The following is a 13473-nucleotide window of genomic DNA, read 5'->3' as shown; positions in this document are numbered from 1 at the left end:
AGGGCGTTTCTCGGCCTCGCCACCCCTGGATTCCCGCTTTCGCGGGAATGACGATTCGGGGGACCGCTGCCGGGTCGTGGCCAGGTGGAGTTTTGACGCGGCCTGTTCCGCGGGAATGACGGAAAGGGTCTCCGCGCGGCGCATTGGCCCGTCAGCTCGCCGTGGCGGTTTGCCCCTCCGGAGTGAGGACGCACACCGGCATCTCTTCGGCGTTGTGGGCGAAACCGACGGCGCCGTAGCGGTCTACCAGGATGAGGCCGGCCTGCGCGCCGGTCTGCCGCTCCAGCAACTCCACGGCGCGTTGCGCCGCGGTCGCGGGCATCAGCCCCGCGGCCATCAGGTCCACCGCGGTCTTGGCCAGCAGGACCTTGATGATGGCCTCGCCCTGTCCGGTGCACGAGGCGGCGCCGACGGCGTCGGCGTAGGTGCCGCAACCGATGAGCGGCGAGTCCCCGACACGGCCGGGGAGCTTTCCCGGGGTGCCGCCGGTGGAGGTGCCGGCCGCGAGGCGGCCGCGAGCGTCGACGGCGACGCAGCCCACCGTGCCGTGGCCGGCGCTCCAGCGGTTGCGCTGGGCCTGGGTTGTCAGGGTATCGCCCGGCACCGGCTCGATGCCCGCCCGGCGCGCGAAGTCGCGGGCACCTTGGCCCGCCAGCATCACGTGACGGCCGTCGTCGAGCACCTTCCGCGCCAAGCGGATGGGGTTGCGGATGCCGGAGACCGCGGCCACGGCTCCGGCCTCGAGGGTGTCGCGCATGAGCGCCGCGTCCATTTCCACCTCGCCGGCCGCGTTCAACGACGAACCGGTGCCCGCGTTGAACCGCGGATCGTCCTCGAGCACGGCCACGGCCTCTTCCACCGCCTCCAGCGCCGAGCGCCCCCGGCGCACTGCCGTCCAACCGGTCCGGGCCGCCGCCAGGCAACCGGCGAGACGTTCGCGCCGCTCGGAGCCCGATCCGCGTCCGGCGCCGCCGTGCACGATGATGGCGGGCTGGAACTTCACCGCGCCGTCAACTCCCCGCCGTGGCCGGCGCTGATATGCCCCAGTTCATAGCGCGGGCCGTTGACGGTGTACCCGCCGCGCACCGGATCCTCGGCGAGCAGCAGGGGAGTGTCCAGGTCGATCCATTGGAAGGCTCCGGTGCCGGCCGCCAGATGGACGCTGAAGCCCATGGCCAGACGTGTCTCCACCATGCCGCCGATCATGAGCCCGAGGCCGGAGGCGCGGGCGATGGCGATGATTTCCAGCGCCTGGGCCACGCCGCACTTGGCTAGCTTGATGTTGATCACCTGCGCGAGACCGTCGCGCGCGATGCGCGCGGCGTCCTCGGCGGAGCGACAGGATTCGTCCGCCGCCACCGGCACCCCCGCCTCGCGCGCGACGCGCGCCTGGCCCTCCCAATCCTCTCGCGGCACCGGCTGTTCCAGCAGGGCGGGCTCCATACCCAGGCGGCGCAGCGTGCACAGCACGGCCAGTGTCTGTTCGGCGTCGTAGCCTTCGTTGGCGTCGAGAATGAGACGGCACCCCGGATGACCCGCGCGGATGGCGCGTACGCGCTCGATGTCCCCGTCGACGTCGCCGCCGACCTTGGTCTTCAGCGTGGTGAAACCGCGGGCGCGATATTCCGAGGCGAGGGCCTCGGCCTGTGCCGGATCACAGATGGGAATGGTGATGTCGGTCTCCACGGACACGGAGGCGCCGCCGAAGTACTCGAAGAGAGGCATGCCGTGGCTCCGCGCCAGGGCGTCGAGAAGCGACATTTCCAGCCCTGCCCGCACCGTGGGGGCGCCGGCCAGCGTGGCGGAGAGCGCGCCCAGGAGCGGGCGCCAGCGCAGCGCCTCCTTGCCGATCCATTCCGCTCCCGCCCGGCGTGCCGCCGCCAGCGCCGTGGCCTGATCTTCCGGCGTGACCGTGGGCAGGATGGGAATCTCCCCCCACCCGCTCACGCCGCCGGCGAGTTCCAGTCGCACGGCGACGTTGGAAACCGCGTCCAGGCGCGCGCCGGAAATGGTGAAAGGCGCCTTCAGGGCAACGTCCAGGGGACGCGCTTCGATTCGCGTGATGCACGGCATGGGCGATTCAAGAACAAGCGACCAGCCCAGAGCGTACAATCTGTCGCGGCGTCCCGCAAATACGTCCGACGGTTCGCGAACCCTTTTCGCCGGGTGTTGCGGTTCTTGTGTCGGCCAACCACGGGTCGCCCGCGCTCCCGTCGAAGGCCGTCGCTTCATCTCGCCGTATCTGTTACGTATTCGAGCATCGAGACACATGCGTCCACGCCGTGCGGCTGCACGGAGCACCAAGGAGGACCGAAAATGATATCCGAGGTCGAGTTCGCTCCGGGCAAGAAGGGCTATCTGGCGAGACCCGCGGAGGGCGGCCGTCACCCCGCCGTGATCCAGCTCCATGAACGTTACGGTGTCGTGCGGCACACCACGGACATCGCCGAGCGACTGGCACGGAATGGCTACGTGGCCCTGGCGCCCGACATGTTCTCTCGCTTCACCGGCGACCGGGAAGCGTTGGAGCGCGGCGATATCGGCGTCGGCATCCGTGACGACGAGGCGCTGACGGACTTGGACGAGTGCGTCAACTACCTGCGCGGTCTCGACGATGTCGACGGCGTGCGTATCGCCGTGATGGGCGTGTGCCAGACGGGACGACAGCCGCTGCTGGCGGCGGCCCACCGAGACGACCTGCGCTGCGCGGTGGTGTTCTACGGCGGCATCTACCAACGCGACTGGGAGCCCCACGAGGAGCGCCCGGTCTCGGTGGGGGAGTTCATCCAGCGCTTGTCCTGCCCGGTGCTGGGGGTGTTCGGCGACAGCGACCACATCATCTCGGTGGATGACGTGCGCCGTTTCAGGCGCGCGCTGGAGGACGCCTGGAAGACCTACAACATCCGCATCTTCCGCGACGCGCCCCACGGCTGGCTCAACGATACCATGCCGGGGCGCTACCGGCCGGAAGCGGCCGAGGGCGCCTGGGCCCTGTTGTTGCGTTTCCTCCAACGGCACATGGCCGAAGAGCCCGAAGCGTCCCGTGTGGAATGGGAGTTCGAGGGCGACGTCCCCGCCGTGTACGACTTCTCCAAGATGGTCCGGCTGGCCTGATTCACTGCTTGTCCCCTTACCAGGGCGCGCGGGCCGCGTCTTGTTTGGCTTCCCGGAGATAATCGCTTAGATTGGGGGAGTCAGGGTGTCATGGAGCGGACATTTGCGGAAATGCGAGGTGCACGCGTGAGCTCCGGACGCTCGTGGCTGTGCGGGTTGCTGTTGGTGGCGTGTTGCCTGGCGCCGACCGCGTGGGCGGAGGAGGGTCCCAGGAGCGAGGTCGAGCAGGCGTTGCGCGCCGGTCTTGCCATCCTCGGTGATTCCAGCCTTCAGGAGGACGCCAGGATAGAAGGGGTGCGGGCGGTCTTTCTGCCGCTCTTCGACTTCCCCGAGATGGCCCGGCGCTCGCTGGGCGCCCACTGGCGCCGTCGGACGCCGGAGGAGCGGCAAGAGTTCACCCGGCTCTTCGGTGCCTTGCTGGAGAAGACCTATACGAGCCGCATCGCCGGTTTCAGAAGCCAGCGGGTGCATTTCACCGGTGAGGAGATCGACGGGCGTTACGCCCAGGTCGAGACCCGGATCGTGGACCGGAAGGGACGCAGGTTCGACCTGGACTACCGCCTGCACCGGGTGGAGGCCGCCGGCAAGTGGCTCATCTATGACATCGTCATCCAGGACATCAGCCTGGTCAACAATTATCGCGCCCAGTTCAACCGCGTGATCAACCGGAGTTCCTACGAGAGCCTGATGGCCAAGCTTCGCGCCCGGTAACGCCAAGACGGCCGACGGACGGTGGTTCCACCGGTCACACCGAGGATACATGCAGGAAGAGTCGGTTCCAGCCGTTCCCAAAAAAGCATCCACCCTCGTGCTCGTGCGTCCGGCGCATGCCGGTGTGTTCGAGATCTTCATGACACGGCGGCCCCGTGAAATGCGTTTCCTCGGCGGGTTCTTCGTGTTTCCCGGAGGCGCGGTCAAGGGGGCGGATGCCTCGCCGGCGATGCTGGATCTGTGTCGCGGACTCTCGCCCGCGGATGCCCGTGCGCGTTTGGGGGACGAGTTGAGCGCCGAGGACGCCATGGGGCACAGGGTGGCGGCCATCCGCGAGCTGTACGAGGAAGTGGGGGTGCTGCTGTGCGTGGTCCGGGAAAACGGCGCGGCCGTCGCGCCGGAAGCTTGGGAACGCGTGGTGGCAAGGCGCACCGCGCTGCTGGGCCGTGAAGTCAGCTTCCCGGAACTGCTGACGTCCGAAGGGCTCTGCTGCGACGTCGGCAAGCTCGTCTACTTCTACCACCGCACCACGCCCGAGCGTTACGCCATGCGCTTCGACACCCGCTTCTTCCTGGCCGTCTTGCCGGAGGGGCAGACGCCGCTGGAGGTATCGGAAGAGGTGACGGAGAGTCTTTGGATCACCCCCGCCGAGGGGCTGCAACGAGCGGAGCGGGGGCGCATGGCCATCATCCCGCCGACCCTGGCGACCCTGCGAACGCTGGCCGAGCTGGGCACATGGGACGCGCTTTGCCGGGACTTCGCGCTGCCGTTGCCGGAGAATGAATGAACCTGCCCGGGAGGGTTGGGAGGGAGCAGTCGATACCATGAGAACGGTGGACGTCATCGCGGAGATCCTGAAGCGCGAAGGGGTGCCCTACCTGAGTGCCTTCCCCACGTCGACCCTGATCGAAGCGGCGGCCGCGGCGGGCATCCGGCCGGTGATCTGCCGCCAGGAGCGCGTGGGGGTGGGGATCGCGGACGGATACAGCCGGGTCAACAACGGCACGCCGCCGGGCGTGTTCGCCATGCAGTTCGGTCCCGGGGCGGAGAACGCCTACGCGGGCGTGGCCACGGCTTTCTCGGACGCCGTGCCGATGCTGCTCCTGCCCCTGGGGCACTCGCGCGAACGGGACGGCGTCTTTCCCCAGTTCAGCTCCGTCAGGAACTACGCGCCGGTCACCAAGTTCGTGGAGCAGGTCACCACGGCGGACCGGATCGTCGATGCCATGAGGCGGGCGTTCGCGCGCCTCAAGATGGGACGTCCCGGACCGGTGATGGTGGAGATCCCCGTGGACGTGGCCGGGGAAGAGCTCGATGCGGCGGTCGTGGAGCGGTACCGCCCGGTGAAGGCGGCGGTGTCGCAGGCGGACCCGGGCGACGTCATGGCGGCGGCGAAAGCGCTGCTGGAAGCGCGGGATCCCGTGATCCTGGCCGGCCAGGGGGTGCTCTACGCCGAGGCGGCGCCGGAGCTGCTGGAGCTGGCGGAGCTCACCCGCGTGCCCGTGGTCACCACCATGGGCGGCAAGAGCGCTTTCCCCGAATCCCACCCGCTGGCGCTGGGCAGCGCCTCCGGCGTCATGAATCTGCCGGTGTACCACTTCCTCAGCCAGGCCGACGTGGTGCTGGCCGCGGGCACGAGCCTCACCCGGCATCCCATGACCACACCGATCCCGGCGGACAAGACCTTCATCCAGGTGATCGACGATCCCATCGACGTGGGCAAGAACTACGACGTCGAGTACCCGGTCATCGGCGACGCTCGGCTCGTGCTGCGGCAGTTCGTCGAGGCGGCCAGGGACCTGCTGAACGGGCGCTCCCGGGACGATCGTTCCCCCGTTCGCGCCATCGCCGAGCTGCGCGCCACGTGGCTCGATGCGTGGAACGAGAAGCTCTCCTCCGACGAGGTCCCCATCAACCCGTACCGGGTCATCGCCGAGTTCATGAAGGCGGTGGACCCGGCGGAGGCCATCGTCACTCACGATTCCGGCAGTCCGCGGGACCAGATCATGCCCTTCTACCGCTCGGCCGGGCCGCGCTCGTACCTGGGGTGGGGCAAGTCCCACGGCCTGGGTACCGGACTGGGATTGAACCTCGGCGCCAAGCTGGCGGCGCCGGACAAGTTCGTCGTGAACTTCATGGGCGATGCCGCGTTCGGCATGACCGGGCTCGACTTCGAGACCGCGGTGCGCTCGAACCTCCCGATCCTGACCATCGTGCTCAACAACTCCACCATGGCCGTGGAGACGCGCCACATGACGGTGTCGCACGAGCGTTACGGCAGCCGCGACCTGGGCGGAAACTACGCGGACATGGCCCGCGCCATGGGCGGATGGGCCGAGCGCGTGGAGGACCCGGCCGAGGTGGGTCCCGCCATCGTGCGCGCCCGGCGCGCCACCGAAGAGGGCCGGGCGGCACTGCTGGAGTTCATCACCAGCGCCGAAATCGAATATTCCTACAAGGGCGCGTTCTGAGCCGCACCGGCGGCCCCGAAGCGTTGAAAGGATACCATGAGAAGGTCCATCGGTTTGATCGCGCTGGGCGCGTTTATCTTGTTCTCGCTCGTCGGCGAGGCCGTTTACCTCTACACGGATTATCTCTGGTTCCGTGAGATCGGCTACTCCGGGGTATTCACCAAGACGCTGTGGATCAAGGTGTCGCTGGGGCTGATCTCCGGGCTCCTGTTCTTCGCGCTCTTCTATTTCAACATCAAGCTCGCGGCGCGCCGGCGCGAGGGAGTGGTGCCGCTCCAGAGCAGCAACCCCGAGGTGCCGGGCTTCGAGGAGCTGGATCCCCTCATCCGCCGGTTGCTGCTGCCGGTGGCGCTGGTGCTGGGTTTCCTGGCCGCGCCTCAGGCGGCCATGCACTGGGAGTCCGTGCTGCTCTACTTCAACGGGGTTCCCTTCGGCATGCAGGACCCGCTCCTGGACAAGGATATCGGATTTTATCTGTTCCAGCTCCCGGCTCTGGACGCCGTCTACCGCTGGTTCCTGGTGGCCTTGGGCGTGATCCTGGTGGCCACGACCTTCGTCCATTTCCTCTACGGCGGCATCCAGTACTCCGAGAACGGCCTGTCGGTGCACCGCGCCGCCAAGATGCATGTTTCGGTGCTGTTGGCGCTGGTGTTGCTGGTCCTGTGCGGCGGCTATCTGCTCGACGCCTACAAGCTGCTCAATTCGCACAACGGCGTGGTGTTCGGCGCCGGCTACACCGACATTCACGCTCGCCTTCCGGCGTTGCGCGTGCTCGCGGTGGTGGCGGCGCTGGTGGCGGTGCTGTGCCTGGTGCAGATGCGCCGGCCGGGCTTGCGAACCCTCTTCATCGGTCTCGGCGCCCTGGCGGCGGTGCACGCCGTGGGCATGTACGCCTATCCGTCCTTCCTGCAGCAGTTTCACGTGGTCCCCAACGAACTGGTGGCGGAAACGCCCTTCATCGAGCGCAACATCCGCTCGACCCGGCATGCCTACGGTCTCGACCGGGTCGAGGCCCAGGTGTTCCCGGTGAACGAGGTGCTGACCGCGGACGATCTGCAGGAGAACGACGCCACCGTCAAGAACATCCGCTTGTGGAACTACCAGCCACTGCTGTCCACCTATGCCCAGTTGCAGCAGATCCGCACCTACTACGAGTTCGTGGACGTGGACAACGACCGTTACCAGGTCGACGGCGAATACCGCCAGGTGATGCTGTCGGCGCGCGAGCTGTCCCACGAGCAGCTTCCGAGCCGCATCTGGATCAACGAGCATCTGATCTACACCCACGGTTACGGTGTGGTGTTCAGCCCGGTGAACCAGATCAGCAAGGAAGGGTTGCCCGAATTCTTCGTCAAGAACATCCCGCCGGTATCCAACGGTTTCTTCAAGGTGACGCGGCCGGAGATCTACTTCGGCGAGGTGGCCAACGACTACGTGTTCGTCAAGACGCGGGCGCGCGAGCTGGACTACCCGGCCGGCGACCAGAACGTCTACACCACCTACGATGGCGAGGGCGGTGTGCCGTTGCGCTCGTTCTGGCGCAAACTCCTGTTCTCGGCGCGTTTCGCTACGCTGCGCATCTCCCTGTCCAACGACCTCACGCCGGAGAGCCGGATTCTCTACCACCGCAAAGTCCAGGACCGTGTGCGGAAGCTGGCGCCGTTCCTCGATTTCGACGAGGACCCCTACCTGGTGGTGACGCCGGAAGGGCGGCTCTTCTGGATCATCGACGGTTACACCACCTCCGACCGCTATCCCTACTCCGAGCCCACGGACGGGATCGGCAACTACATGCGCAACTCCGTGAAGACCGTGGTGGACGCGTACAACGGCACGGTGGACTTTTACATCGCCGACGGGGACGATCCCGTGGTGAGGGCCTACGCCAGCGGGTTTCCCGGGCTGTTCAAGCCCATGGAAGGCCTGCCCGACGCGCTCCGTTCCCACGTCCGCTATCCGCAGGACTTCTTCAAGGTGCAGGCGCACATGTACGCCACCTACCACATGCAGGACCCGCAGGTCTTCTACAACAAGGAGGACCTGTTGAGCGTCCCCATCCGCACGGTGGACGAGCAAGAGCGGCAGATAGAGCCGTACTACACCATCATGCGGCTGCCCGGGGAGGAGAAGGAGGAGTTCGTGCTGCTCCTGCCCTTTACCCCCAACAACCGCGACAATATGCGCGCGTGGTTGGCGGCGCGCAGTGACGGCACCCACTACGGCAAGCTCCTGGCCCTCAATTTCCCCAAGGACCGCCTGGTCTATGGGCCCAAACAGGTCGACGCCCGCATCGACCAGGACGCCTTCATCTCGCAGCAGTTGAGCCTGTGGGGCCAGCGCGGCTCGGAGGTCATCCGCGGCAGCCTGCTGGCGATTCCCATCCAGGATTCGCTGCTGTACGTTCAGTCGCTGTACCTGGCGGCGGAGCAGGGATCGCTGCCCGAGCTCAAGCGGGTGGTCGCGGTGTTCGGCAACCGTATCGCCATGCGCGAGAACCTGGAGGACGCGCTGCGCGAGCTGTTCGGTTCCACGGCAAGTGTCGAGGGTGCGGCGCCCGCGCCCGCCGTCACGTCCGCCGCGGCAAGGGAGCAGGGCGGTGATGCCGAGGCCCGGGCACTGGAGCATTACCGGCGCTCGATGGAGCGCCTGCGGGCCGGCGACTGGGCCGGCTTCGGCGACGCGCTGCGTCAGCTCGAGCAGTCGCTCCAGGCCATGCAAACGCCGTAGGTGATACGGGGGGTGTATGAGAAGCATGACAGGCTTTGGCCAAGCCATCCTCCAGGACAGGCGGGGCAAGGGCTCGGTACAGATCCGTAGCGTCAACCACCGCCACGCCGATGTTCACCTGCGCGTGCCGAAGCTCTACATGAGCCTCGAGGACGAGTTGCGGGAGCAGGCGCGTGCGCAGATCCACCGGGGCCGCACCGACATCTACGTGGACCGGACGCCGCTCAAGGGGCGCGGTTACCGCGTGGAGGTGGACGAAGCCTTGATGGAGCAATACTGTGATGCGCTCCGGCGTATCAAGCAACGCTTCCGGCTCGAGGGTGACATCGACCTCCAGTTGGTGCCGCGCCTGCCGGATCTCTTCCAGTTCAAGGAGCCGGAAGAGATCGAAGCGGGCGAGCGGCAGCTTGCGTTGCGCGCGCTGCAGGCGGCTCTGAAAGCGCTCACCCGGTCGCGCGACCGGGAGGGGCGCAACCTCAAGCGCGACATGACCGCGGAGGCGCGCCGGCTCACCCACACGTCCCGGCGGCTCGGGAAGAGCGCCGAGTCCATCGACCGGCGGCTCCAGGAGCAGAACGCCGCGGCCAATCCGGTGGGCGAAGCCGGCAGCAACGCGTTCAAGGGCAGTATCAACGAGGAGGTGGTGCGCCTCGGCAGCCACGTGGAGATGCTCGCCAGCCTGATGCGCGAGCGCGAGCCGGTGGGAAAGAAGATCGACTTCTTGCTGCAGGAGATTCAGCGGGAGCTGAACACCATCGGTGCCAAGGCGCCGCAGCTCGAGGTCGTGCGGCTGGTGCTGGGCGGCAAGGAAAGCGTGGAAAAGATCCGCGAGCAGGTCCAGAACGTGGAATGACGGTCACGATCGGCAGCTTTGCCCGGCGCGGTCCGGGCGTCGTCTTCATCGTGTCGGCTCCTTCGGGAGCGGGCAAGACGACGTTGACACGGCGGGTCTTGGACGTCCACTCCGAGATGAGGCTGTCGGTGTCGTGCACCACCCGGGCGCCGCGGACCGGCGAGACTCAGGGCGAGGACTATCACTTCGTGTCCGAGCCGGTATTCAGGCGGATGCTTGACGCCGGCGAGTTCGCGGAGTGGGCCGAGGTGCACGGAAGCCTCTACGGCACGCCACGGCGCATGCTGGAACGGCAACTCCGGAAAGGACAGGACGTCCTGCTGGACATCGACGTACAGGGGGCGCGCCAGATCAAGGAGCACTTTCAAAGCGCCGTCTCCATCTTCGTCCTGCCGCCGTCGCTGGCAGAGTTGCGGCGCCGGCTGGCGGCGCGGGGCACGGACGCGCGCAAGACCATCGAGCAACGTTGGTTGCGGGCGCGGCATGAAATTCAGGAAATCACGGGGTATGATTATTTCATCGTGAACCGCGACGTCGACGATGCGGTAGCACGCCTTGCCGCCATCATCGCGGCTGAAAGGGTGAAGGTTTGCAGGTTCATTCAGATGCGGAAGCCGGTGTAAGCTCCCGGCGCCGATCCCGCGGCACGGCTGGCAAGGGCGCCGCCAACGAGCTGGTGGAAAAGGTCCTGCAGTACCAGCCCACGGCGGACGTGGAGCCGTTGCGCCAGGCGTACCAGTTCACCGCGAAGGTGCACGAGGGACAGAAGCGTCTTTCCGGGGAACCCTACGTGACCCATCCCCTCGCGGTGGCGGGAATATTGGCGGACCTGAAGCTGGATCTTCCCAGTATCATCGGCGCCATGCTGCATGACACCGTCGAGGATACCGTGGCGACGCTGCCGCAGATCGAGGAGCAGTTCGGCGCGGAGATCGCCGTGCTGGTGGACGGCGTCACCAAACTGAGCCAGGTCAATTTCAACAGCCAGGAGGAAAAGCAGGCCGAGAACTTCCGCAAGATGATTCTGGCCATGGCCAAGGACATCCGCGTGGTGCTCATCAAGCTGGCCGACCGTACGCACAACATGCGCACGTTGCAGTACCTTTCCGTCGAGAAGCAGCGGCGCATCGCGCAGGAAACGGTGGACATCTACGCTCCCATCGCGCACCGGTTGGGGATTTACTGGATCAAGAGCGAGCTGGAAGACTTGGCGCTCAAGTACCTGCGCCCGGAAGTCTACGCCGAGTTGAAGCACAACGTGGCGCAGAAGCGGAAGAACCGGGAGAAGTACACCAACGACGTCATATCGCGGATGAGCAAGGCCTTGGCCGAAGAGGGCATCGACGGCGAGGTAAGCGGACGGCCCAAGCATTTCTACAGCATCTTCCGCAAGATGGAGAACCAGAGCCTGGACTTCAGCCAGGTGTACGACCTCGTGGCCTTTCGGGTGCTGGTGGACACCCAGCGCGAGTGTTACGAGGCCATGGGCGTCGTCCACTCCAAGTGGCGCCCGGTGCCGGGCCGGTTCAAGGACTACATCGCGCTTCCCAAGGCGAACATGTACCAGTCGCTGCACACCACCGTCATCGGCCCCAATGCGCAGCGCATCGAGATCCAGATCCGCACCCACGACATGCACCGCGTGGCCGAGGAGGGCATCGCCTCCCACTGGCGCTACAAGAAGGGCCAGGACCTTCAGGTAACGGACTTCCAGCGCTTCACGTGGCTGCGGCAGCTTCTCGAATGGCAGCAGCACCTCTCCGATCCCCAGGAGTTCCTGCACAGCATCAAGGAGGACCTGTTCCCCGACGAAGTGTACGTGTTCACGCCGGGGGGTGACCTCCACAGCTTTCCGAAGGGCGCCACCATCATCGATTTCGCCTACCGTATTCATTCCGACATCGGACAGCGTTGCACGGGCGCGCGGGTAAACGGGCGGCTCGTCCCCTTCAAATACATACTGCGGAGCGGCGACACGGTGGAGATCATCACGACCCAGGAGCAGACCCCGAGCCGGGACTGGCTCAAGGTGGCGAAGACGCCCCGCGCCAAATCCCGGATTCGCGCCTGGATTGCCGCGCAGCAGCGCGAGCGCAGCGTGGCCCTGGGTCGCGAGATCCTCGAAGGGGACCTCGCCCGCCACGGGCTCGACTACCAAGCGCTCGAGGACCAAGGGACCATCAAGACGCTGGGACGGGACCTCGGAGTCCGGAACGAGGAAGGTCTCCTGGCGGGCATCGGCTACGGCAAGGTGATGTCGCACCAAGTGCTGGCCAAGCTGCTCCCGCCGGAACAGATTCACAAGGACAAGGAGCAGATCGAGGGCGGTCTGGAGCGTCTTTTCCGGCTCGTGGGGTCACGCGATCGCGGCGTGCGCGTCACGGGTATCGATGACGTGCTGGTGCGGTTCGCGCGCTGCTGCCATCCGTTGCCGGGCGAGGACATCGCCGGCATCATCACGCGCGGACGGGGTGTGACGGTCCACGTGGCGGGGTGCCCGACGGCCCTGGAGGGCGATCCGGCCCGAAAGGTGGAAGTGAACTGGGCGGACGACGTGAAAATGCCGCGGGCGGTGAAGATCGAGGTGACCTGCGCGGACAAACCCGGCCTCCTCGCGGCCATCAGTTCGGCCATCTCGGAGGCGGGCGTCAACATCGCGCGCGCTCACATACGAACGTTCGACGACAGGGCCGTGAACACCTTCGAGATCATGATCGGCAGCTTCGATCAGTTGGGGCGGGTGCTGCAGGATATCTCGCGGGTGAAGGGAGTGTACCGGGCGAGCCGCGTTCAGGGGTAGTGTCCGTCAAGCGACCTTTTCGACCTTGCCGGATCGCAGACACCGGGTGCAGACGCGGATGCGCTTCACGGCGCCGTTGTACCGTGCGCGAACCTGCTGCAGATTGGGGAGCCAGCGGCGCCGGGTCTTGTTGTTGGCGTGGCTGACGTTGTTGCCCACGGAGGGCCCCTTGCCGCAAATGGTGCATCTTCTGGCCATGGCTACTGTTTCCGTATCCTTTCGATCAATTGCGTCGAGGATACCACATAGTTCCGCGTTTGCGAAGCAGGTGAGGTAGTCGACGGGAGGATCGAATTGATACAGGTAGCACGTTTCCCCGAGCACTTGCGCGTTGTGTTTTCTTGCGGGCCATGTTAAGGCCTAGAAAACACTTCAGCCACGGGGGAGCCAAATGGCGTTGGACTTGCGAGACAGCGTTCGGAAACAGATCGATATCTTGAAGAAGGAATTGGCTTCGGCCACCGAACGGGTCAACGGCTTGAACGACGAGATCAAGCGGCATGAGGTCATCTACGGCATGCTGGCCGGGAACGACAAGCCGGCACCGCGTCGAGGGCGTCCCCGCGGACCGCAAAAGCGCGGTCCCAGCGGTTCCATGATCGACTGGAATTCCATCTTCCAAACGCTGCCCAACGAGTTCACCCTGGACACCATCGGCGCCAACGAGACCGCCCAGGAGAAGCCGCGTGCCTATCTCCGGCAGGTGGTCGTGCGCTGGTCCAAGGAAGGCCGCATCAAGCGCACGGGAAGAGGGCAATACCGGAAGGCCTGATCCTCGCTTTTCACGCGCATCATGC

12 protein-coding genes are annotated in these 13473 nt (G+C 66.2%); 9 read left to right on the top strand and 3 right to left on the bottom strand.

Going from position 1 to position 13473, the window contains the following annotated elements:
* Positions 1 to 151 precede the first annotated feature (151 nt).
* Both OXF11_12270 and OXF11_12265 read right to left on the bottom strand, forming a co-directional pair.
* Positions 152 to 1003 (bottom strand): isoaspartyl peptidase/L-asparaginase family protein, encoded by an 852-nt coding sequence (locus OXF11_12270; protein MCY4487870.1) that lies wholly within the window; start codon positions 1001 to 1003, stop codon positions 152 to 154.
* Positions 1000 to 2073, bottom strand: coding sequence for a dipeptide epimerase (locus tag OXF11_12265; GenBank protein MCY4487869.1), 1074 nt, complete (start codon positions 2071 to 2073; stop codon positions 1000 to 1002). The genes OXF11_12270 and OXF11_12265 overlap by 4 nt, the downstream gene beginning before the upstream one ends.
* A 243-nt stretch (positions 2074 to 2316) precedes the next feature.
* Here OXF11_12265 and OXF11_12260 point away from each other — a divergent pair, with 243 nt between their 5' ends.
* From OXF11_12260 to OXF11_12225, 8 genes are all read left to right on the top strand, one after another.
* The gene (locus OXF11_12260) at positions 2317 to 3114 is read left to right on the top strand and encodes a dienelactone hydrolase family protein (protein MCY4487868.1); all 798 of its coding nucleotides are present in this window, start codon (positions 2317 to 2319) and stop codon (positions 3112 to 3114) included.
* Positions 3115 to 3240: 126 nt separating this feature from the next.
* Positions 3241 to 3825 carry an ABC transporter substrate-binding protein gene (locus tag OXF11_12255; protein MCY4487867.1) on the top strand — a complete coding sequence of 195 codons (585 nt, stop codon included), beginning with the start codon at positions 3241 to 3243 and terminating at the stop codon, positions 3823 to 3825.
* 139 nt (positions 3826 to 3964) lie between these two features.
* The gene (locus OXF11_12250; protein ID MCY4487866.1) at positions 3965 to 4612 is read left to right on the top strand and encodes a hypothetical protein; all 648 of its coding nucleotides are present in this window, start codon (positions 3965 to 3967) and stop codon (positions 4610 to 4612) included.
* A 37-nt stretch (positions 4613 to 4649) separates the two neighbouring features.
* Positions 4650 to 6296, top strand: a complete 1647-nt coding sequence (locus OXF11_12245; protein MCY4487865.1) for a thiamine pyrophosphate-requiring protein — start codon at positions 4650 to 4652, stop codon at positions 6294 to 6296.
* A gap of 36 nt (positions 6297 to 6332) precedes the next feature.
* Positions 6333 to 9023 (top strand): UPF0182 family protein, encoded by a 2691-nt coding sequence (locus tag OXF11_12240; GenBank protein ID MCY4487864.1) that lies wholly within the window; start codon positions 6333 to 6335, stop codon positions 9021 to 9023.
* Positions 9024 to 9048: 25 nt separating this feature from the next.
* Positions 9049 to 9876: a DUF1732 domain-containing protein gene (locus OXF11_12235; protein ID MCY4487863.1), complete on the top strand. Its 828-nt coding sequence runs from the start codon at positions 9049 to 9051 to the stop codon at positions 9874 to 9876.
* Positions 9873 to 10499, top strand: coding sequence for a guanylate kinase (gene gmk, locus OXF11_12230; GenBank protein ID MCY4487862.1), 627 nt, complete (start codon positions 9873 to 9875; stop codon positions 10497 to 10499). Before OXF11_12235 ends, gmk begins: the two co-directional genes overlap by 4 nt.
* Before the next feature lie 53 nt (positions 10500 to 10552).
* Positions 10553 to 12676, top strand: coding sequence for a bifunctional (p)ppGpp synthetase/guanosine-3',5'-bis(diphosphate) 3'-pyrophosphohydrolase (locus OXF11_12225; GenBank protein ID MCY4487861.1), 2124 nt, complete (start codon positions 10553 to 10555; stop codon positions 12674 to 12676).
* Between the two features lie 6 nt (positions 12677 to 12682).
* Here OXF11_12225 and rpmB read toward each other — a convergent pair whose 3' ends face one another.
* Complete coding sequence (gene rpmB / locus OXF11_12220) at positions 12683 to 12874, bottom strand: 50S ribosomal protein L28 (protein ID MCY4487860.1); 192 nt, start codon at positions 12872 to 12874, stop codon at positions 12683 to 12685.
* A gap of 238 nt (positions 12875 to 13112) precedes the next feature.
* Between rpmB and OXF11_12215 the strand changes: the two genes are divergently transcribed.
* Positions 13113 to 13448: a hypothetical protein gene (locus OXF11_12215; GenBank protein MCY4487859.1), complete on the top strand. Its 336-nt coding sequence runs from the start codon at positions 13113 to 13115 to the stop codon at positions 13446 to 13448.
* Positions 13449 to 13473 lie beyond the last annotated feature (25 nt).

The sequence above is a fragment of the Deltaproteobacteria bacterium genome (assembly GCA_026712905.1).
In the GTDB taxonomy this organism is placed as follows: Bacteria; Desulfobacterota; Binatia; order UBA9968; family JAJDTQ01; genus JAJDTQ01.
The sequence above is the reverse complement of the archived record's forward strand: the minus strand, read 5'-3'. Positions and strand labels throughout refer to the sequence as shown.

Bases quoted from the DNA above. Each gene is read 5' to 3' on its own strand.
- OXF11_12265 (MCY4487869.1), bottom strand. From the start codon at position 2,073: ATGCCGTGCATCACGCGAATCGAAGCGCGTCCCCTGGACGTTGCCCTG.
- OXF11_12260 (MCY4487868.1), top strand. From the start codon at position 2,317: ATGATATCCGAGGTCGAGTTCGCTCCGGGCAAGAAGGGCTATCTGGCG.
- OXF11_12250 (MCY4487866.1), top strand. From the start codon at position 3,965: ATGACACGGCGGCCCCGTGAAATGCGTTTCCTCGGCGGGTTCTTCGTG.
- OXF11_12245 (MCY4487865.1), top strand. From the start codon at position 4,650: ATGAGAACGGTGGACGTCATCGCGGAGATCCTGAAGCGCGAAGGGGTG.
- OXF11_12240 (MCY4487864.1), top strand. From the start codon at position 6,333: ATGAGAAGGTCCATCGGTTTGATCGCGCTGGGCGCGTTTATCTTGTTC.
- OXF11_12235 (MCY4487863.1), top strand. From the start codon at position 9,049: ATGACAGGCTTTGGCCAAGCCATCCTCCAGGACAGGCGGGGCAAGGGC.
- gmk (MCY4487862.1), top strand. From the start codon at position 9,873: ATGACGGTCACGATCGGCAGCTTTGCCCGGCGCGGTCCGGGCGTCGTC.
- rpmB (MCY4487860.1), bottom strand. From the start codon at position 12,874: ATGGCCAGAAGATGCACCATTTGCGGCAAGGGGCCCTCCGTGGGCAAC.